This is a genomic window from Pedobacter nyackensis, from assembly GCF_032678475.1.
GTDB lineage: Bacteria > Bacteroidota > Bacteroidia > Sphingobacteriales > Sphingobacteriaceae > Pedobacter > Pedobacter nyackensis_A.
Window position 1 is genome coordinate 769,110 of the sequence record NZ_JAVTSF010000002.1, and the last position, 20,770, is coordinate 789,879.

General features: G+C 38.7%; 14 protein-coding genes and 2 tRNA genes. 5 read left to right on the forward strand and 11 right to left on the reverse strand.

The window, feature by feature from the left end; translation table 11 throughout:
* Positions 1–66 precede the first annotated feature (66 nt).
* From R2Q84_RS10765 to R2Q84_RS10785, 5 genes are all read right to left on the reverse strand, one after another.
* Positions 67–657 carry an RNA polymerase sigma-70 factor gene (locus R2Q84_RS10765; RefSeq protein WP_316816542.1) on the reverse strand — a complete coding sequence of 197 codons (591 nt, stop codon included), beginning with the start codon at positions 655–657 and terminating at the stop codon, positions 67–69.
* Positions 658–1,145: 488 nt separating this feature from the next.
* A tRNA-Asp gene (locus R2Q84_RS10770) sits at positions 1,146–1,219 on the reverse strand.
* A gap of 77 nt (positions 1,220–1,296) precedes the next feature.
* Positions 1,297–1,370 (reverse strand) — tRNA-Asp (locus tag R2Q84_RS10775).
* Positions 1,371–1,466: 96 nt separating this feature from the next.
* Positions 1,467–2,540 (reverse strand): peptide chain release factor 1, encoded by a 1,074-nt coding sequence (prfA, locus tag R2Q84_RS10780; RefSeq protein WP_316816543.1) that lies wholly within the window; start codon positions 2,538–2,540, stop codon positions 1,467–1,469.
* 121 nt (positions 2,541–2,661) lie between these two features.
* Positions 2,662–3,408 (reverse strand): UDP-2,3-diacylglucosamine diphosphatase, encoded by a 747-nt coding sequence (locus tag R2Q84_RS10785; protein ID WP_316816544.1) that lies wholly within the window; start codon positions 3,406–3,408, stop codon positions 2,662–2,664.
* 129 nt (positions 3,409–3,537) lie between these two features.
* Here R2Q84_RS10785 and R2Q84_RS10790 point away from each other — a divergent pair, with 129 nt between their 5' ends.
* Positions 3,538–4,548 (forward strand): NAD(P)/FAD-dependent oxidoreductase, encoded by a 1,011-nt coding sequence (locus R2Q84_RS10790; RefSeq protein WP_316816545.1) that lies wholly within the window; start codon positions 3,538–3,540, stop codon positions 4,546–4,548.
* A gap of 2 nt (positions 4,549–4,550) precedes the next feature.
* A complete protein-coding gene (locus R2Q84_RS10795) occupies positions 4,551–4,880 on the forward strand; it encodes a 2Fe-2S iron-sulfur cluster-binding protein (RefSeq protein ID WP_316816546.1) in 330 nt (109 codons plus the stop codon).
* Positions 4,881–4,888: 8 nt separating this feature from the next.
* Here the strand turns inward: R2Q84_RS10795 and R2Q84_RS10800 are convergent, their stop codons facing one another.
* The 3 genes from R2Q84_RS10800 to R2Q84_RS10810 all read right to left on the reverse strand — a co-directional run bounded on the left by R2Q84_RS10800 (position 4,889) and on the right by R2Q84_RS10810 (position 8,156).
* A complete protein-coding gene (locus R2Q84_RS10800) occupies positions 4,889–6,592 on the reverse strand; it encodes a S41 family peptidase (RefSeq protein WP_316816547.1) in 1,704 nt (567 codons plus the stop codon).
* Positions 6,593–6,667: 75 nt separating this feature from the next.
* The gene (locus R2Q84_RS10805) at positions 6,668–6,883 is read right to left on the reverse strand and encodes a hypothetical protein (protein ID WP_316816548.1); all 216 of its coding nucleotides are present in this window, start codon (positions 6,881–6,883) and stop codon (positions 6,668–6,670) included.
* A gap of 73 nt (positions 6,884–6,956) precedes the next feature.
* Entirely contained in the window at positions 6,957–8,156 is a 1,200-nt protein-coding gene (locus R2Q84_RS10810) for an anhydro-N-acetylmuramic acid kinase (RefSeq protein WP_316816549.1), read from the reverse strand.
* Positions 8,157–8,389: 233 nt separating this feature from the next.
* On the opposite strand from R2Q84_RS10810, the gene nagB reads away from it, so the two are divergent.
* Positions 8,390–10,312 carry a glucosamine-6-phosphate deaminase gene (nagB, locus tag R2Q84_RS10815; RefSeq protein WP_316816550.1) on the forward strand — a complete coding sequence of 641 codons (1,923 nt, stop codon included), beginning with the start codon at positions 8,390–8,392 and terminating at the stop codon, positions 10,310–10,312.
* 181 nt (positions 10,313–10,493) lie between these two features.
* Entirely contained in the window at positions 10,494–13,358 is a 2,865-nt protein-coding gene (locus R2Q84_RS10820; RefSeq protein ID WP_316816551.1) for a M16 family metallopeptidase, read from the forward strand.
* A 91-nt stretch (positions 13,359–13,449) separates the two neighbouring features.
* Here R2Q84_RS10820 and R2Q84_RS10825 read toward each other — a convergent pair whose 3' ends face one another.
* Complete coding sequence (locus tag R2Q84_RS10825; protein WP_316816552.1) at positions 13,450–15,009, reverse strand: glycoside hydrolase family 10 protein; 1,560 nt, start codon at positions 15,007–15,009, stop codon at positions 13,450–13,452.
* Between the two features lie 178 nt (positions 15,010–15,187).
* Between R2Q84_RS10825 and R2Q84_RS10830 the strand changes: the two genes are divergently transcribed.
* Positions 15,188–16,096, forward strand: a complete 909-nt coding sequence (locus R2Q84_RS10830) for a hypothetical protein (protein ID WP_316816553.1) — start codon at positions 15,188–15,190, stop codon at positions 16,094–16,096.
* Here R2Q84_RS10830 and R2Q84_RS10835 read toward each other — a convergent pair.
* On the reverse strand, positions 16,088–19,810 hold the full coding sequence (locus R2Q84_RS10835) for a HAMP domain-containing sensor histidine kinase (RefSeq protein WP_316816554.1): 3,723 nt from the start codon (positions 19,808–19,810) through the stop codon (positions 16,088–16,090). The genes R2Q84_RS10830 and R2Q84_RS10835 overlap by 9 nt on opposite strands.
* A 32-nt stretch (positions 19,811–19,842) precedes the next feature.
* A complete protein-coding gene (gene fabD, locus R2Q84_RS10840) occupies positions 19,843–20,724 on the reverse strand; it encodes an ACP S-malonyltransferase (protein WP_316816555.1) in 882 nt (293 codons plus the stop codon).
* Between the last annotated feature and the right edge of the window lie 46 nt (positions 20,725–20,770).

Below are 20,770 nucleotides of genomic sequence, written 5' to 3' on the forward strand. Positions count from 1 at the left end.
TAACAATTTAAAGCTGTTATACTAATAAGACGAACGGGAGAAAAGGTCGGGGGTATTAAAAAAAAATTATTTTCCAAATAAACGGAAGATAATAAGCAAGACCAATATGTCTGTATGTTTACTTACGTAATTTCTTAAGAAACGTAAAGCAAGTTTCATATATGATTGAACAGTTAAAGGCGACAAATTCATTTGCTCTGCCACTTCCCCATATTTCAAGCCCTCTTGATGACAAAGTTGGTATACTAACTTTTGCTGTTCCGGTAGCAAAGCAATACCATCTTCAAGAATTTTACGCGTATCATTTAATAAAATCTGTTCTTCGGTTTCATTGTGCCCCTCATCCCATTCCTTACCTAACTCGTTGTCGATTTTATATTTCAATTCCTTTTGCCTAAGAAGATCAATAGACTTGTTTCTGGCTATTTTCTTTAGATACCCATCGAGGTTACTAATTTTTGTTAAGTCTCCTCCCAGCAACCAAAGCTTAAGCATTGTTTCCTGAACTACCTCTTCAGCGAGTAGGTCTGAATGAAGAATCCTAACAGAAAAGGTGAATATTTTATGATAATAATAATCACAGATCATTTTAAAAGCGTTTTGATCACCTACGGAAACTTTCGTCAATAAGTCTTTTTCACAGAGCAGTCGTTTCATTTCAATATCGCGTATATTTTCTTTCAAAAGAAACGACTAATCGAGACATTCCAAATAACACACCATTTAGGTGTAAAGATAAAAATATGGGCAAATCGTTGTATAGATATCTTAAATATGATCTCATCCGTAAAGGTATTATCTTTCAAAATTTTGCAACAAAAAAACTGTATTTAATTACAGATTCACATATCAAATACTCAATTCATTTAACAACGTTAAAGCACTTTATCAAATGTAAGTTTTATTTATAAATTTACGTTTAAAATGATTTTACTGCTCCTTTTAGCAATCCGCAATATTAATAACTGTTATCAAACTCAGGCTCAAGTCCTCTTTTCCCGGCAGACTTTATTATGTTAAGCCGAAATAAAGCCTTTGTTGTATATTTTAAAGATGAATGGGAAAAGCTGGTTGTGGATACACTAAAATGAAAAAATCCCGTTATCGTGTGATAACAGGATTTTTAATGTTTTGAGTTAATCTTGCGGACCGGACGGGACTCGAACCCGCGACCTCCGCCGTGACAGGGCGGCATTCTAACCAGCTGAACTACCGGTCCGTTTTCCTTTCGGAGTAACCTTTTTATAGTAGGGTCTCTACTTTTGAAATAAAAAAGCACCCTTCAGAGTGCTTTTGCGGACCGGACGGGACTCGAACCCGCGACCTCCGCCGTGACAGGGCGGCATTCTAACCAGCTGAACTACCGGTCCGTTTTCCCTTTCCGTATTCTTACGTCCGTTTCGGGATTGCAAATATAGAGCCTTTATTTATATTTACAAACTATTTTTTAAATTCTCTCTAACTAGCTATATTACAGAACCTTCTTTTAGCTTCTCAGCATTTTCAGCAAACTGTAAAGCATCAATCAACTCCTGAACACCACCATCCATGATCGCATTTAGGTTATAAAGTGTCAATCCGATGCGGTGATCTGTTACTCTACCTTGTGGATAATTGTAGGTACGGATCTTTGCAGAACGGTCTCCGGTCGAAACCATCGTCTTACGTCTTGCCGCAATATCACCATTTTTCTTCTGCAATTCAATGTCGTATAATTTACTACGCAACATCTCCATCGCGATAATTCTATTTCCCAACTGTGAACGTTCCTGCTGACAAACCACAACAATTCCAGAAGGCCTGTGTGTCAATTGCACTTTTGTCTCTACCTTATTTACATTCTGTCCACCAGCACCGCCTGAACGGGAAGTTTGCAAATCAATATCTGCAGGGTTGATATAAAGGTCTATCTCTTCCGCCTCCGGTAAAACCGCTACTGAAGCCGCTGAAGTATGGACACGGCCCTGGGTTTCTGTATCCGGCACACGCTGAACCCGGTGCACACCTGATTCATATTTTAATTGCCCGTAAACATCCTCACCACTAACCTTTAAAATCACCTCCTTATAACCACCAGCAGTCCCTTCTGTTACATCCACAGTCTCCACTTTCCAGCCTTTCTGTTCAAAGAAACGGCTATACATACGGTATAAATCACCTGCAAATAAAGCAGCCTCGTCACCCCCAGTACCACCTCTGATCTCAAATACCGCATTTTTAGAATCTTCAGGATCAACCGGAATCAACATCAAACGAACCTTCTCTTCCAGTTCTTCCTGCTGAACCAATAAAAGATCAAGCTCCTCTTTAGCCATCTCACGCATTTCAGCATCCTTCTCGGTACTTAATATTTCTTTATTGGCTTCAATATTACTCATTACATTCTTGTAGATTTTGTATTCATCTACAATCTTGCCTAAGTCCTTATACTCTTTATTTAAAGCTGCAAAACGCTTCATATCCTGCATCGTGTCAGGATTACTTAACTGCTCCTCAACATCTTCCCAACGCAGTTTAATTGCTTCTAATTTTTCTAACATATCTTCTTCCAGAAACTTATAATATATTCAGGCACCGATTTTTATTCGGGCAGCAAAAATACGGCTTTTTTACTTAAAAGGATTAAAAAATATATACCTCAGCTTGTTATAATGTCTTGGCCTATATTTTTTCAAAGTATTTAAGGCTTAATTCATTGCCATCAAATACCGCATATGAATTGAAATTAATCCATTCACCTAGGTTTACATACCGGCTTCTATCGTTCAACATAATATCCAGTGGCAGGTGTCTATGTCCAAAAACAAAATAATCATAATGTTCTTTTAACAGCAATTCCTTTGCATAAATGGCCAGCCATTCTTGTTCAACTCCAAGAAAAACCTCTTCATCATGATTGGCCAACCTACTGTTACCAGACCACCAGTTCGCGATTCCTAAACCTATCCTTGGTGGTATTAACCCAAATAACCACTGGCAAACCGGATTTCGAAATATTTTTCTCAGCATTTTATAGTTCTTGTCGCCAGGCCCCAAACCGTCACCATGATGTAAAAAGAAACGCTTCCCATCCCTTTCAATGACCAGTTCGTCACTCACAATCTCTATCCCCATTTCCTCTTTGAAATAGGTATTTACCCACATATCATGATTCCCTTTAAAGAAGTAAACCTTTATTCCTGCATCTGTCATAGCCGCAAGCTTACCTTGTAAACGAACAAAGCCTTTAGGTACAACGGTGTGATATTCAAACCAAAAATCAAAAATATCGCCCATTAAAAATAACTCGTTGCAAGTTGATTCTATGGAACTTAGCCACCTTAAAACACGATCTTCCCGCTTCCTGCTCTCTGCATGATTAGGAGAGCCAAGGTGAAAGTCGGAAGCAAAATATATGTTCTTTTTCATTAATGTAAACAAAGATATAGAAAATATCCAGTCATGTTATTTTCACATGTTCTACAGATTATATAGAATATTAATAAATAGAATCGTTATTAATTACAAAAGTTCGTAAATTCGCACAAAATTTAAACTATGATTTCTACTGATATAGCCATCATTGGCGCCGGACCTGTAGGTTTATTCGCGATTTTTGAAGCAGGTTTACTAAAAATGCGTTGTCATTTAATAGACTACCTTCCACAAGTAGGCGGACAACTTTCTGAGATATATCCTAAAAAACCGATATACGACATCCCTGGCTATCCGACGGTACTGGCTCAGGAGCTGATCGACAACCTGATGGAGCAGGCTAAGCCTTTTCATCCTGGCTTTACACTTGGCGAACGTATCGAAGGTTTAGAAAAACGCGGCGAGGGCGACTTTGTATTGACCACTAACATGGGTACCATCATAGAATCTAAAGTTGTTGTTATTGCAGGTGGGTTAGGTTGTTTTGAGCCTCGTAAACCAGCTGTAGCAGGACTGGAGCAATTCGAGAATGGCAGGGGCGTTAACTACATGATTCTTGATCCTGAAAAATACCGTGGCCAGAAAATGGTTATTGCAGGTGGAGGTGACTCTGCTTTAGACTGGACTATCTTTTTAGCTGATGTTGTTGATGAACTTACCCTTGTTCACCGCAGTGAAAGCTTCCGTGGCGCGCCAGATTCAGTGAACAAGGTAATGGAACTTGCCGAAAGCGGGAAAATAAACCTTGTACTGAACAGCAATCTGAATTCCGTAAACGGGAACGGCAAACTGGAAAGTGTAGAGTTAATTCACAATAAAACACTTGAAACAAATACTATTACTGCTGATCACCTTATCCCTCTGTTTGGTTTAAGTCCTAAATTAGGTCCAATTGAACAATGGAACCTGAACATCAGCAAAAGTGCTATTGAAGTAAATACGGACGATTATTCAACAAACATACCAGGTATTTATGCAATTGGTGACATCAACACTTACACCAACAAACTTAAACTTATTTTATGTGGTTTCCACGAGGCTGCATTAATGAGCCATAGTGCATACCAATACATGAACCCGGGTGTTAAATACACCATGAAATACACCACAGTAAACGGCGTATCAGAATTTTAAGCATGGAAGACAATAACATTACCCTACACGTCCAAAATCCGGACGGTAGCAGAACAACTCTTGAGGCTCCTGTAGATATGGGATTGAGTCTTATGGAATACTTAAAAGCTTGCGAATATGATATCCTTGCTACTTGCGGAGGCATGGCGTTATGTGCCACATGCTGCGTAGATGTATTGGAAGGTGAAGACAAGCTGAACGAAATGACCGACGACGAATATGCTATGCTGGATACCCTGCCTGACGTATTACCAAACTCAAGATTAGCTTGCCAATTGCAGCTAAACCCTGCCATGGATGGCCTTGTTGTAAAACTACATCACGCAGAATAAAATATTTACTAATTATTATCTACAGCGGCAGCCATTGTTTTTACAGGGCTGCCGATTGTTTTATATTCGCCATCCCCTTTTAATATAGCCAGCATTTTGCTGTTATCATTCAATAAAGCTTTAGCAGCATTAAGTTCTGCATCGTATTGAAAAGCTTGAGTTACTTTTCCTTTTTCATAGTAGTAGCGACTAACAATCTGCGTTTCCAGCACTCTCTTTATTTCAGCTTTGTAAGTAATCAGCTCCGTTTTCTTAACGCCTAACATCTTTGTTTTAAGATCATCCAGATCGGCCTTCACCGCATTAAGCTTATTTTCTCTTTCAGCTTCTGTTCTCAAATCAGCGAGCAATCGTTCTGTTCGCGACACATATGAATAATCCTTTCCAGCCAACGAACTTACAAACTGGGTGTAATCATTATCTGTCAGATGAAAAGAGGCTGCAGGTGCTATTGTCTTATTGTTCTTTTTATAGTTGTTGGCATAATCAAAAAACAGGTATTTATTAGCCAACGAAATCGTGATTTGGCTTAGCTTAGGTGTATTAACCAATACATCGGGATAAATACCATTACCATCATATACATTACGACCTGCTTTGGTATTGAATTTATTCATCAGGGAATCTGCAAACTTTAAAGTCTTACCATTCGCATCTTTATGGGCATAATCCAATGCCTGTATACACCTACCCGAAGGTGTAAAGTACTTCGCCACAGTAACCTTTACAAGGCTATTATAAGGCAAATTAAACGTTTGTTGTACCAAACCTTTTCCGTAGCTCCGCTGACCTACAATAATCGCCCTATCAAGGTCCTGCAATGCCCCTGCGACAATTTCAGAAGCAGACGCCGAGGAACCACTGATCAGAACTACCAATGGGATTTGTGGAAACAACGACTGATTAAGTGTTTTATAGGAAATAGTCTTCTGAGGGTTTCTACCTTTTTGAGTAACGATCAATACATCCTTATCCACAAAAATATTTACAATTTTTACAGCTTCCTGTAATATACCGCCACCATTATACCTTAAATCGAGGATCATACCTTTGGGCTGCATTTTCCCCAGGGTAGTAGCCGCATTTTTTACCTCCAGCGCAGCATTTTCAAGAAACTTATCCAGGCGGATATAAGCCATGTTATCATCAGTCATACCCGAATAAGAAACATTCGGTTGTTTTATCTCCTCACGTATAACTGTTTTGGTAACCAGTGCCCCATCTCTAATGATCAACAATTCAACAGATGAACCTTTAGGACCACGTAACAGCTGACTGATCTGCGCCCTTTCTTTTCCTTTAATCTCGTTACCATTTATTTTCACAAGCTGATCTCCCGGTCTTACACCTTGCTTGTCGGCAGGATAACCTTCGTTAACCTCATTTACAAATAACTTGCCTTCAATAAAAATAGTGCTTGCCCCGATACCTCCATATTGTGTACTTACATATTTCAGCTTATAGTCTTCAACTTCCGACTCGGGTACATATTCAGTATAAGGATCCAGGCTATCCAGCATAGCATCGATACTGCTGCGCATCAGGCTGGATGGATTCGTTTCCTCTACATAGTTGATATTTATTTCTTTGTAGAGCGAGGCAAAAATATCCAGGTTCTTAGATACCTGAAACAAATCTTCTTTAAAAGACCAGGTTAATCCCGCAAAAGAAATAAGAAGTGCGGCCGCGGCAATTTTATATGTTTTCATCATAAAGAGGATGTTATCATCAGTCTGTTGATGGTAAATTTACAAAAAAGCCTTGTATATCTATAGCTACAAATACAATTAAAGCCTGTTACCTTCGGGATCAGCAAGCGCCTTTTGAATAGTAAATTCAACATAAGCACGATCTCTTTTAACCAGATCCATTAACTGTACTACCAGCTCGTCTTCTTTTCCAGGAACAAAAGACAGATCTACCTGTGCCAGCTCACGGTATTTTCTTAAGAATTTAATTTTAACCTTTTGCCAGGTCTCAGGAGTTAATGTAAAACTTGCCATAATTTGTACTTTGCTACAAAAATAGGAAAATTTATGAGAGGATTTACCCATTTTAAATCCTACGTTCAATTACCTATTCAGGCAAACAAACCTTACCCATACAAACCGATGGAATACCTTTCCTGTTACCGAAATCCGTTTTTTCTCCTACAAGCGTTTCATTTGCAAGAACAGCAAACAACACCGCTTCTTTAGCATCGGGATTTACTTCAAGGATTTGGGTAGAATGAAATTCAGCATTTTTAAGCCCTGTCTTAAGTTGCTTCAAGAGTAATGGATTATGCATTCCACCACCACTAATATATATCGAGGGAGCAGTACCCTTTCCAAAACATTTCTCAATAGCATTAATGATCACATTTGCAGAAAAACTATTCAACGTTGCCATTACATCAGCCTTACTAATATGTAAAGTCCCAGTTTTGTCCTGAGCCTGCTCCAGATAGCGCATATTGAAGAGCTCCGGACCAGTTGTTTTAGGAAAATCCGCTTCCAAAAATTCAGATTGCATCAACTCTTCTAAAAGTGACTGATTTACCTTACCAGCACTGGCAATGGACGAATCTTTGTCAAAGTAAACACCAACATAGTGTTTTTGAACAAATTGATCCATCAAAGTATTTCCAGGCCCCACATCCGTTGAAAAAACCTTCGTCGCATCATTATCGCCAGGAAGATAAGTGAAGTTGGCAATCCCACCAATATTCAGCATAACACGGTCTTCTCCCTTCTTTGAAAAGAGTAAATAGTCTCCATAAACAGCCAATGGGGCTCCTTCTCCCCCCGCAGCAATGTGCTTTTGTCTGAAATCTGCTATTGTAATTATACCTGTTTTCACAGCGATATGATCCCCATCACCAATCTGCAAGGTCGCATTAGGATATTTCGCCAGTCCATGCAGAGACCTGGGTGCATGATAAATCGTTTGTCCATGACTTGCAATAACATCAATATCCTCAGATTTAAGCCCCCATGAGCTTACTGCGTCCAAAATCATTTCAGCATGCACCAATGCAACTTTTTCGTTCATCAGGCAAACCATTTGCAGATCGGCATCATGCCTGGAAAAAATAGATTTAATTTCCGCTTTAAATTCGTGATTATAATCTGCTGTTTTAAATTCAAGCAACCTGACACTTGTTGCGGTTCCACTTCCTCTAACCGCACAAAGTGCTATATCTAAACCGTCCATTGATGTGCCAGACATTAATCCAATAATTAAGCGTTCCGGTTTTTGAATAATATCAAAGACTTTTTTCCAATTTGTGTTCATAAGCGCTTGCCGATAAATGCTTTTTTAAAGGTAAGGGTTTAAAAATCTTTCCTACTAAAAACATTTCCAAGAACCACGTTCTTACTGTCGATCAACCGTTTGCGCAAACACTTAATTTTAAAATTGAATAAAAAGCATTGAAAAAATAAGTAACTTATACTTCTTAAAAAATTTGATAAAGTCAACAGGTTACCTATATTTACTGCTCCGTACAAAATTTAAGAACAAACTAAATGGCTAGATTAAATCTTCTGGAAGAAACTCGCTTTGAAAAACTGCCGGTTTCTGTCTTTGAAAACCCCAAAGCAGCATCACTTAGCGTTGCTCATCGCATCGGGGATCTCATTAGGGAAAAACAAAAAAACAATGCTCACGCAGTTTTAGGTTTGGCTACAGGAGCTACACCGATTGCTGTTTATGCCGAATTGGTAAGAATGCATAAAGAGGAAGGTTTGAGTTTTAAAAATGTGATTACCTTTAACCTGGATGAATATTACCCTATGCAACCTACTGCTGCACAGAGTTATGTTACCTTCATGAATGAAAACCTGTTTGACCACATTGACATTGACAAAAACAATGTAAATATTCCGGACGGGACATTAAGTCTAGAAGAAATTCCTGCATTTTGCCTGAATTATGAGAAAAAGATTGGAGACCTGGGAGGATTAGATATTCAAATCCTCGGTATCGGACGTACAGGTCACATCGGTTTCAACGAGCCAGGTTCTGCACCAAACTCTGGAACACGCCTGGTTACTCTTGATGATCTGACCAGACGAGATGCAGCCAGAGACTTTGGTGGCAAATCTTTTGTTCCTACAAAAGCAATTACAATGGGTGTAGGTACTATTTTCAAAGCCAGGGAAATTATCCTGATGGCCTGGAACAGGAAGAAAGCACCGATTATTAAGAAAACTGTTGAGGGCGAAATTTCAAGTGAAGTTCCGGCTACTTACCTACAGTTATCTGATCATGTTGAATTTATATTAGATAAGGATGCGGCTTCAATGCTTACTCGTTTTGATACGCCATGGTTGGTTAAAGATTGTTCATGGGATGACCTGGTGTTAACCAAAAAAGCTGTTATCTGGCTAGCCAATACCCTTAAAAAACCTATTCTTAAGCTTACCGAAGATGATTATAACAATCACGGTATGGCACAACTAGCGGTTGAAAAAGGCCCTGTTTATAACATCAACATCGATGTATTTAACAAGCTACAACATACCATTACAGGATGGCCAGGTGGCAAACCTAATGCAGATGATTCACAAAGACCGGAAAGAGCAGAACCTGCGAAAAAACGTTCAATCATTTTCTCTCCACACCCTGATGATGATGTGATCTCTATGGGCGGTACATTTATCCGTCTGGCAGATCAAAAACAAGATGTTCACGTAGCTTACCAAACTTCGGGTAATACTGCTGTCTGGGACGATGATGCTTTACGTTTTGTAGAGTTCAATATTGATTTTTCTGCAAAAATGGGCCTTGATACTGAGGAATTAAAAAAACTCTATCAAAACATGCGCGCTTTTATGGAGAAAAAGCAACCAAACCAGATCGATACACCAGAGATTCAAACTGTAAAAGGCCTAATCAGAAAAGGTGAGGCTATTGCGGGAGCGAGATATTGTGGTTTAGACGATGATCATATCCACTTTATGGCATTACCTTTCTACGAAAGTGGCAAGAGCCAGAAAAACCCTGTAACTGATACTGATGTAGTTTTAACAATGGAATTACTTCAAAAAGTAAAACCTCATCAGGTATTTGCTGCCGGAGATTTTGAAGATCCACACGGCACACACATTGTTTGTTTTAACATCATTTTAGAAGCGTTAAAACGTTTAGCTAAAACGGAAGAATGGGTTAAGGATTGTTGGTTATGGATGTACCGTGGTGCATGGCAGGAATTCGAAACACATGAAATTGAAATGGCTGTACCACTTAGTCCGCAGGAAGTTGAGCGTAAAAAAATGGCGATCTTCAAACACCAGTCGCAAAAAGACACCGCCGTTTTCCCTGGAGATGACCCAAGAGAATTCTGGCAACGTGCTGAAGACAGAAACAGAGAAACCGCACAGGCTTATGACAGCTTAGGTTTAGCTGAATATGAAGCTATGGAAGCCTTTGTTCGTTATAAATTTTAATACAGTTATTTGTATATTTAATCCCGCTATTGCTTACAATAGCGGGATTTTTTTTGAAGAAAAATTAGTGAATATCAGATTGTGTCCGACAAAAGTGACATTCACATATTACTGTTAAATAATGTTAAATTCCTACTGATTAGAGAAACACGTTCGTAGGTTTGACTATAAACTTATTTTCATGAAAAAACATTTTAGCGTCCTTAGCATAGGTCTGGCAGCACTTTTTGTTGTAAACGCTCCCGCATATGCTCAGAAAAAGACTGCTGTTGTTAAAAAAGCAACAACCACTTCCGTAGCAAAGACACAAGGAAGTCTTATTCCAAATGACCCTAATGTAAAGATCGGCAAGCTATCAAATGGGCTGACTTATTATATAAGAAAAAACTCTGAGCCTAATAATCGTGCGGAATTATACCTGGCAACACGTATTGGTTCTTTAATGGAAGATGACAACCAGCAAGGTTTAGCTCACTTTACCGAGCACATGGCATTTAACGGAACAAAGGATTTTCCTAAAAATGAAATGATCAATTATCTGCAAAAAGCAGGTGTACGTTTTGGTGCCGACCTGAATGCTTATACAGGTTTTGACCAAACTGTTTATCAGTTACCTATCCCAACCGACAGCACTACCGTATTTAGAACAGGTTTCAAAATATTAGCGAACTGGGCGGGAAAAATTGTAATGGAAGGTGATGAAATCGATAAAGAACGAGGTGTAATCGTCGAAGAAGACCGTCAGCGTGGTAAAAACGCGCAAGACCGAATGAGCAAACAATTACTACCTGTACTTTTGAAGGGCTCACGCTATGCGGACCGCTTACCTATCGGCAAAATAGACATCTTAAACAGCTTTACCCACGACAAAATCAGAAATTTTTATAAAGACTGGTACAGACCAAACCTCCAAGCTGTAATTGCTGTTGGTGATTTTGACGTAAATGAGGTTGAGCAGTTAATTAAAGAAAACTTCTCGGTACTGACAAACCCAACAAATCCAAGACCTCGTTTAAGCTATGATTTACCTGATAATGTCGCTCCACTGGTGAAAATTATTACTGATCCGGAACAACAATACAATGTAGCTCAGATCATGTATAAACAAAGAGGAAGCGTACTAAAAACAACTACTGACTACAAAAAAAGCATGGTATACAACATGATCAATAACATGTTGGCTTCAAGAATCCAGGAGATCATGCAAAAAGGGAACGCTCCCTTTTTACAAGCACAGAGTGGATTTGGTTCCTATCAGGGCGGCCTGGTTCCAGGCATCAACGCATTTCAATCTGTTGCGGTATCCACATCAGGAGCTACCCTTGAAAAAGCTTTCATAGCTGTTCTGGCTGAAAACGAACGTATGAACAAATATGGCTTTACGCAATCGGAACTGGATGTTATCAAGAAAAATATTGAAGCCGGGAACGAAATCAGATTAAAGGAGAAAGATAAAACAGGTTCCTCTTCTTTTGTACAAAAATATCTTAACCATTTCCTTACCGGCACAAGCATTCCTTCTACTGAGTATACTTACGAGCTGACTAAAAAAGCACTGGCAGAAATTACCCTGGCTGACGTAAATGCTTTAGCAAAAACACTAATCACGAAAGAAAACCAGATCATTATTGTTCAGGCCCCTGAAAAGGAAAAGGCTAATCTTCCTACTGAAGCACAGCTACTTGCCGCATTAAAAAATGCTTCGAACAATGTAACTGCTTATGTAGACAATTCGGTAAATAAACCTTTACTGGACAAAAAGCCCGTAGCAGGAAAAATTGTTAGTGAGCAAAAAAATGATAAAATAGGAGTAACTACACTTACCTTAAGCAATGGCATTAAGGTATTACTCAAGCCTACTGATTTTAAAAATGATCAGATTATTTTCAACTCCTTCTCTAAAGGAGGTACATCACTGGCCACAGATGAAAACCTTCAGTCGGCAAGCGCAGTTAGCTTGATTCCTGGCAGTGGCGTCGGCGATTTCAATCCTACTCAGCTCAATAAATTACTTGCCGGAAATACCGGAAGAGCAGAAGCATACATTGGCGACCTGTATCAGGGTTACAATGGAAGCGCTACTCCAAAAGATCTTGAAACTGCTTTCCAAATGGTTTACGCTTATGGAACCAACCCACGTAAAGATCCGGAAATCTTCAATAAAAGCCTTAAAGACTTTAGAGTTAGCCTGGAAAACAAAGGTGCCAATCCTGAAAGTGTTTTCGCAGACACTGTACAAGCCGTTTTGTCTTCTTACCACAAACGCGGTATGCCTTTAACCCCTGCAGACTTGGATAAAATTTCATTAGATGTAGCTTTCGACTTTTATAAAGACAGATTTGCAGACAATAGCGAACAAACGTTCGTAATCGTTGGTGCATTTGATATAGAAAAAATTAAACCCCTTATCGAAACATACATTGCCGGCTTACCTTTTTTAAACAAGAAACAGAACTTCGTAGATAACGGTGTTTATCCTCCAAAAGGAAAAATCAGCAAAACAGTATACAAAGGACTTGAAGACAAAGCAGCTGTTCAATTATATATTCACGGCGACTATGAATACAGCGCCGACACCAATATGCAGTTAAATGCATTAAAAGCAGCCTTAGAGAACAAGATATTGGAACGCCTACGTGAAAAAGAGAGTGGAGTTTATAGTCCACAGGTAGGTATAAGCGTTGAAAAGTATCCAAAAGCCCATTATTATTTCACTATTTCATTCAGCTGTGCAACTGCAAACGTTGAAAAACTAATTGCCGCAGCACTTGATGAAGTGAATCATATTAAAGACAATGGCGCTACAACAGATGACATCAGTAAATTTAAATCTGAAGAACAACGCCAGATTGAATTGAGCTTACGTGACAATAGTTTTTGGTTAAACTACCTAAGCAATCGTGAAAAACAAGGAGATAATCTGGATCAGATTATGAACATCAAAGAACGACTGGATAAAGTTACTGTTGAGACATCAAAAGCAACTGCACAGAAGTACCTAAGTGATGACAATTATATTCGCCTTGTATTGGTGCCTCAGAAATAAAAAAAGGATATTCTTATAAAAGTGAAATGGGCTCAATATGATATTGAGCCCATTTCACTTTTACAACTTTTTATTCAATCGTCATTCCAGTTTACTTCGCACTGGCAAGATCTTTTGTCTCAATACCTACCGGACCACTTGGCTCACTTTCATTCTTAAGCCTGTCTAATGCGGTGACAAGATAATTGTATCGTTTCCCTTTCTCAGCGTTGGTGTCTATAAAATGTGTAAACTCTTCGAAGCTGATCTTAATGATATTCTTCGCATCTAACACTTCTATTTTTTCTCCTTCATTAAATCGGTAAACTACATAGCCTGAAGCTGTCTCGCCATCTGAAGCTTGCAATGGTTTCTCCCATTTCAGATGTACACCGTCTGGATGAACTTCCGCCAAAAGGTTTTCGGGTTTATTCGGCACAATATCATCCAACCAAGGCATCTGCGGTGGTAAGGAAGGATATTTATATAAATCATTCCTCAAAGAATCACCTAATGCCCTGGCAACATTAGAGAAAGATTTAGAGCTAAAAAACACACTCCCTTGTATGCGGTTACTGTTTCTGATGTGTCTGATTTGATTGGGGATCTGGTTCGGGAGTGCCCATGCCGCCTCCTTCTTCGCTACTCCATTGTGTATTAAATAAGCACCCTGACCAACATACACATGCCTGCCGAAATTATTGTTACTCCACCAGTCAACCAATGTTCCAAACGGTGCAGCCTTACGCGTAAAACTAAAATAGATTTGCGGATTGATATAGTCAACCCATCCCTCCTTTACCCATTTCCTGGAATCAGCATACAATTCTGAATAGTTCGACAAACCATTGGTAGCCGAACCTAAACTATCTTCAGCAATATTTTTCCAGATCCCAAAAGGGCTAATCCCAAATTTCACATATTTTTTATAGTGGTGAATACTGTCGTCCAGCTGTTTAATCAAGAGGTCAACATTATTGCGGCGCCAGTCTGATACGTCCGTAAAACCATTCGGATATTTTTTAAATGTTGAAGCATCATTAATGGTTTGTCCGGCTATTTTATATGGATAAAAATAATCATCAAAATGTATCCCATCAACGTCGTACCCTTTTACCACATCAAGTATAACCTGTACAATATGTTCTCTTACCTCTGGTATTCCAGGATCAAACTGTTTCTTACCTCCATAAACAAAAAATAAATCAGGTCTTTTTCTAGTCATATGATCGGCACTTACCACTGTATTTGCACTCATAGTCGCCCTATAAGGATTAAACCAGGCATGTAATTCCATTCCCCTGGAATGAGCTTCTTTTATGGCAAATGCTAATGGATCATAATCTGGTGCCGGCGCCAGTCCCTGCTTGCCCATCAGCCACTGGCTCCATGGCTCGCGCGACTTAGCATAAAATGCATCCGCAGCCGGCCTAACCTGCAGCATTATTGCATTCATACCATTGGCTTTATGCTGTTCCAACAGTCCAATAAGCTCCTGTTTCTGCTGGTCAACGCTCAAACCAGGTTTAGATGGCCAGTCTATGTTAGCAACTGTTGCAACCCACACCCCCCTAAACTCTCTTTTTGGAGCAATTTTTGTAGGGTTCTGTGCTATCAGGGAAATAGGGGTTATTATGATTGATAACAGTGCATAGATTATCGTTTTAAACATTTTTTGTAGTTAGTTATGATATAAATTTGGTTTCATTTTGTTGTGTTCAGCATACAGTGTCCTCGCTGATCTTAGCAATTAAACAATTTTTTTTTAGGTCTCATACAAATTGAATGTTTTTTTACCTAATCCTACATTTAAACTATTCCTTGTTTACTGTTTTATTTTTAAAAGAAAAATGTCAGACAAAAATGATATTGTAAATAAAGGTGACCGTAACAAGATCTATTTTTTGATTGTTGTTATCGCAGCGTTAATTGGCACCAATCTTTATTTATATATAAAAGACGAGCGACAAACTGGACGCTTTGTTTCCATAAATACCGAAAAGGACCGGCTAAAACTTGAAATTGAAAAGATTGAAGTTGAACTGGATAAGGTAAATAACATTAACATGGTCCTGAGCAAGAAGCTTCAGGATGAACAAGACTCTGCAAGAAAAAAAATAGCAGAGCTTAAACTAGCACTGGAAAAAGGTGTCCTAACGCAACAAAATTTAGTAACGGCACAAAAGGAAGTCCGGGAATTAAGAGAATTCGTTAAAATCCACAATGAGCAGGTGTTGCAGCTGAGAAAAGAAAACTTAGCACTCAAATCACAGCGCGATAGTTTAAAAGAATTTGCTTATGCTGAAAGTGCTAAAGCTGAAACCCTTGCAAAGAAAAATGCAGAACTAAATGCAAAAGTAAAAACAAGTGCGGCTTTAAAAGCTGCCAATGTTCAGGTTTTCGCTTACCGGGTTAAAAGCAACGGAAAAAACATTGAAGTAACCCGTGCTAGTACTGCAAAAAAACTAAGCGTTAAATTCAATATTGTGCCTAACCCGCTCGCTGATATAAACTATCACAAAATCTTTCTCCGCATTTTTGACCCAGTAGGCAACCTTATTGCAAATGAGTCTAACATGTTTGAGGCCGATGGGCAAGAAATGCAATACACTTCTTCTACCACAATATTGTACAATGATGACAGTGCCCACTACACAATGGATTGGGTTAACCCGAATCCCTTTATAAAAGGCGACTACTCTATTATTCTATATGCAGACGGATTTACCATGGGTAAGGCTTCCATCACCCTAAGATAAGGGAAAACTAAGGTAAAACGTTGTACCAATATCAGATCCGGATCTAAAGTCAACTGTTCCCCCCGCATTTTCTACAGCTTGCTTCACAAATGCGAGCCCCAATCCAGTACCGGAAGATTTCGTTGTAAAATTAGGAACAAAGATCTTGTTCTGCAGATAAGGATCTATACCGTTACCATTGTCTTCAACTTCTATAAAAACATTCGTTTCATCATGAAAAACACGGACTTTAATTACACATTTTTCATTCGAGTTCCCTGCCTCAATTCCATTCTTAAGTAAGTTATTAAAGGTCCGCAGCATCTGATCTTTATCCCCCAATACCAATACATCCATAGCTGTATTATTAAAGATATAGATTTCAGCATCTTCCGTATTCGTAAACACATTTCTGGCTTGCTCAATAATAGGTAGCAAGCGAAGCTTTTCAAGCTTGGTATCCGGCATTTTAGCAAAGTTTGAAAATTCAGAGGCAATAGTCGACAAACTATCAATCTGTTCAATAAATGATTTATTAAACCGTTCAAATTTCTTCTCAAAATTAGGATCTTTTTCCTTCCATGATTTCTCAAGTAATTGTACCCCTAGTTTCAATGGAGTTAAGGGATTCTTAATTTCATGTGCCACTTGCTTAGCCATTTCTCTCCAGGCACTCTCCCGTTCAGAACGTGCAAGTTTCGCAGCGCTCTCTTCCAGCGCCGCAAGCATCTTATTATATTCTTTTATCAAAGACCCGATCTCATCATGACGTGACCACTGAATCGGTTGGTTTTTCTGCCCCAGTTTTGTTTTCCTAATACTGTCCTGTATAAAGGTTAGTGGACTTGTAATCTGCTTGGCAAGAAAAACAGCAAGGATTCCAATCGCCACAAAAACCAGGGCGTAGATATTAATCAGCGTATTGATAAAGAGGCCTATTTTCGCCTGATAGTCCGCTTCATTTCCATAATATGGCAAGCCGATATAAGCAATAGTTTTATTCTCCGCATCCCGTATTGGCGCATAAGCTGATGCATACCTAAAGTCTCCAATCTGTTCCGAGGGATTAATATATTCCGATATCTTCTGTAGTTTCAAATGGATATATGCAATTGGCTCCATCTTTTTACCGATGATACCAAAATCATAAATCTTAGGCAATGAGGTAAAACGCACATTCCCCTCTGTATCGAAAAGATTCAAATAAGTGGCATTTATATTAGCAAACTGCTTAAAGTCGGCATTTGCCTGATCTGTAAACTCCGGAATAGCACCTGTACTAAAGATTTTCTTCTCATATGACTGCTGTACTTTTCGTATCTTTTCCTTGATAAAACTCTCTTGCTGCTTACGGTACTCATCTCTGATGTAAAAATAGGTAGTCCAGCCTACAATTAGCAATGTAGCTACAACGGACAGCACAATAGAGAATTGTATCCTGGTTTTATAGAGGATCTTATTTGCATTGATCATCAATGATCGATTGATATTAAACCAACCTCCCCAACTCTCATCAATATTTTTAACCAGCCAGATCAATGCATAGAGCAGCACAGAAAAAATAATAAAAACAAGGAAGAAGAATGACAGGGTCGCCAGTCTTACCACATAGGAAACCCGCTCCTTACTAATTACAATAATTTTTGAATTCGCTGGCATATAAACCAAATGCGTATAATTCAACGTGTCATTAACGATTATACTTTTACCTATCTGCCCATGAAACCCTGTATTGGATAATTTATAGGTATACTTCCCTGATTGGTTGATTAGCTTACCAGAGTTATAAAACGCAAACGAATAATTGCTATAGTCCTCCTCAGTCTTAACCTTACCATCTACAAGGATCTCAGGAAGCTGGCTATTGTAATTGTACTGCGGAGATTTAAGATCTATTACAAGTGTCCCCAGGATATGATTGTCGACAAGAATAGGAATGATTCCGAAATAGTGCTGATAACCAAAAGTATAGTTTAACCTATAAAAAGATTTAGACTCCGGTACCTTAACGGAACCCGACATCACTAAATTCTTATAATAACTTAATGGAATAATCCCTCTATCTGATATAGCTGAATCCTGCTCATTGTATTCGTATAAGTTGATTTCGTATTGCGTAAGGTAACCATCGAGCAAAATTTTATTGATATGCTTCTCTAAATCAAATGAGCCCGTCAGCAATGGCCTTTTAAAATATTCAGCAATAAATGCATCTTCAGACGCTGCTTTTTCCAGCTTTTCAATAGAATTGATAATCTTAGGATCATCAGCATAGCTTAACTTTTCGGCGATGGTATTGCGGTTACTTTTCTCCTTTGTTTCAGTAAACCTGAGATATTTAATGGAAGTAATAAATGCCAGACAAAAAAACAGGGCGGCAAAAATACCTATAGAGAACTTATTGTTCCTGATATAAATATTCCATCCCATGATAAAAATAAACAGCGCATATGCAATAAAAAACACGCTAAAACCGGTAGCAATACGATAAATCAGGTAAGCAAAAAAAGCCGCAAGAAATAGAACAAGCCGCTCCTTATTGGTAACATTAAGCCCCAGTGTTTGCTGCATAAAGATATTACCGATCAGATAGACATTAAACCATACCAGGCATAGGATAATGATACTAACCCAGCTAATCCAGCCCAGGTTAATGATATTGGTGATATTAAAATTAATTTTTGAATTGATGATCAACCCGAAAAACACTTTATCAAAAAGGAAGGCCAATGAAGAGAAAGCAATCAATAGAACCAGGTGAAATAGCAGGCCGGCAGTTTTGTTAGCAGACAACCATTCTGGCATCCTATATTTATCCTTATAGGTGTATATGAATAAAACGACCCAGGTAATGGCAATTACATTGAGTAAGAAATCTCCAAGCGAGGGGAGAAAGAAACTCTCACCATATATTGTGGGACTAAATATCTGCAGGTTAAACTGATTGTTAAACCAACCATATTCAAGATCAGAAATTCTAACAATTAAGAAGAAGAGGGCCAAAAGAAAAGTCCCGGCCCACAGATCACCTCTTCTCACCAGCCAGGTACAAAACGAGTTAAAAAACAGACAAATGCTAAAGAGACCGATTATCCAAAGCCACACCTCAACGATACTATATATACTTTTTGTATATCCCTGTTTTAATTTCACTTCAAACAACGGATCACCATTTAAGTTCTTTATACCATACACTTCGGCATCGGTATAAGAAGCTAACGACAAGGCCTTTGAAGGCGATAGATACTTTGAAATTGTATTTTCAAGGTAATTATTCTGAATATCAAACATCCTTTTTACCTCTATAAGAAAGAGAAGTGTGTAATCAGCAGATGTTCTTTTAATCAGCTCGTATGATCCATAACGAAGGCTAACAAAAGAAGATCCCTCTTTGATAGACTCGGGATCGAGAGGAAAGGAATTGAAAGAGCTCCAGAATTTAAGGTCATTATTTTTATAAACTAAAATATTAACACCCTTATTCGAATAATTTTTAATGAAATTAGAGCTGCTTAGTTCATTTTGGTCAAACTTTTTAGCCTGCTCTACCTTGTTGGAATCAGCAAGAAAATCATAAATAGCTTGCTCCTTTACTTTAAGGTTTTCCTGAAGCTGACGGGCGTCATACCTGAGCAGTTCTTTTTTTGTGATGGAATGTTTTAATGATAAGGCAGTAATGATACAACAGGCGCCCAGTACTAATAAAAGAAATCTTATTTTACCTCTTATACTCACGCTTGTTGTATCATTTAAAGATTCATTATAAATTACGCATTTGCAGCAGAGCTGGTCTGAACCGCCCTGTTAACTTTCTTAACCAAACCCTGTAGTACATTTCCCGGGCCAACTTCAACAAATTCATCAGCGCCATCAGCAATCATACGCTCGATGGTCTGTGTCCATTTTACTGCACCCGTTAATTGAGTGATTAAATTAGCTTTTATTTTTTGAGGATCGGTATTAGCTACCGGATCTACATTCTGATAAATAGGACATACCGGAGGGTTAATAGTAACTTTTTCTATCGCTTCCTGCAACTCTACTCTTGCCGGCTCCATTAAAGGTGAATGGAATGCTCCGCCCACATTTAATTTTAACGCACGCTTCGCCCCTGCTTCTGTTAACTTCTGACAAGCAGCATCAACACCTTCAATAGTACCAGATATCACAATTTGCCCGGGACAGTTATAATTGGCTGCAACCACCACATCCTCAATGGATGCACATACGCTTTCAACCACGTCGTCGGCCAGGCCAAGAATAGCCGCCATAGTTGAAGGTTGTAATTCACATGCACGTTGCATTGCATTGGCACGTGTGATAACCAACCTCAATCCATCTTCAAAAGATAAAGCAGAAGCAGCTACCAGGGCAGAAAATTCGCCTAAAGAGTGTCCAGCTACCATATCTGGTTTAAAAGACTCGCCAAGTGTTTTTGCTAATATTACAGAATGCAAAAATATAGCTGGCTGTGTAACTTTAGTTTGTTTCAATTCTTCGTCAGTACCCGAAAACATAATGTCACTAATGCGGAAACCGATGATTTCATTGGCTTGCTCAAATAATGTTTTTGCTGCTTCGTTTTCGTAAAGTTCTTTACCCATACCAGAGAATTGTGCACCCTGTCCTGGAAATATATATGCTTTCATTTTTTATAATATAAAAATTAAGGCGCAAAGATTAATGATAAGTCTG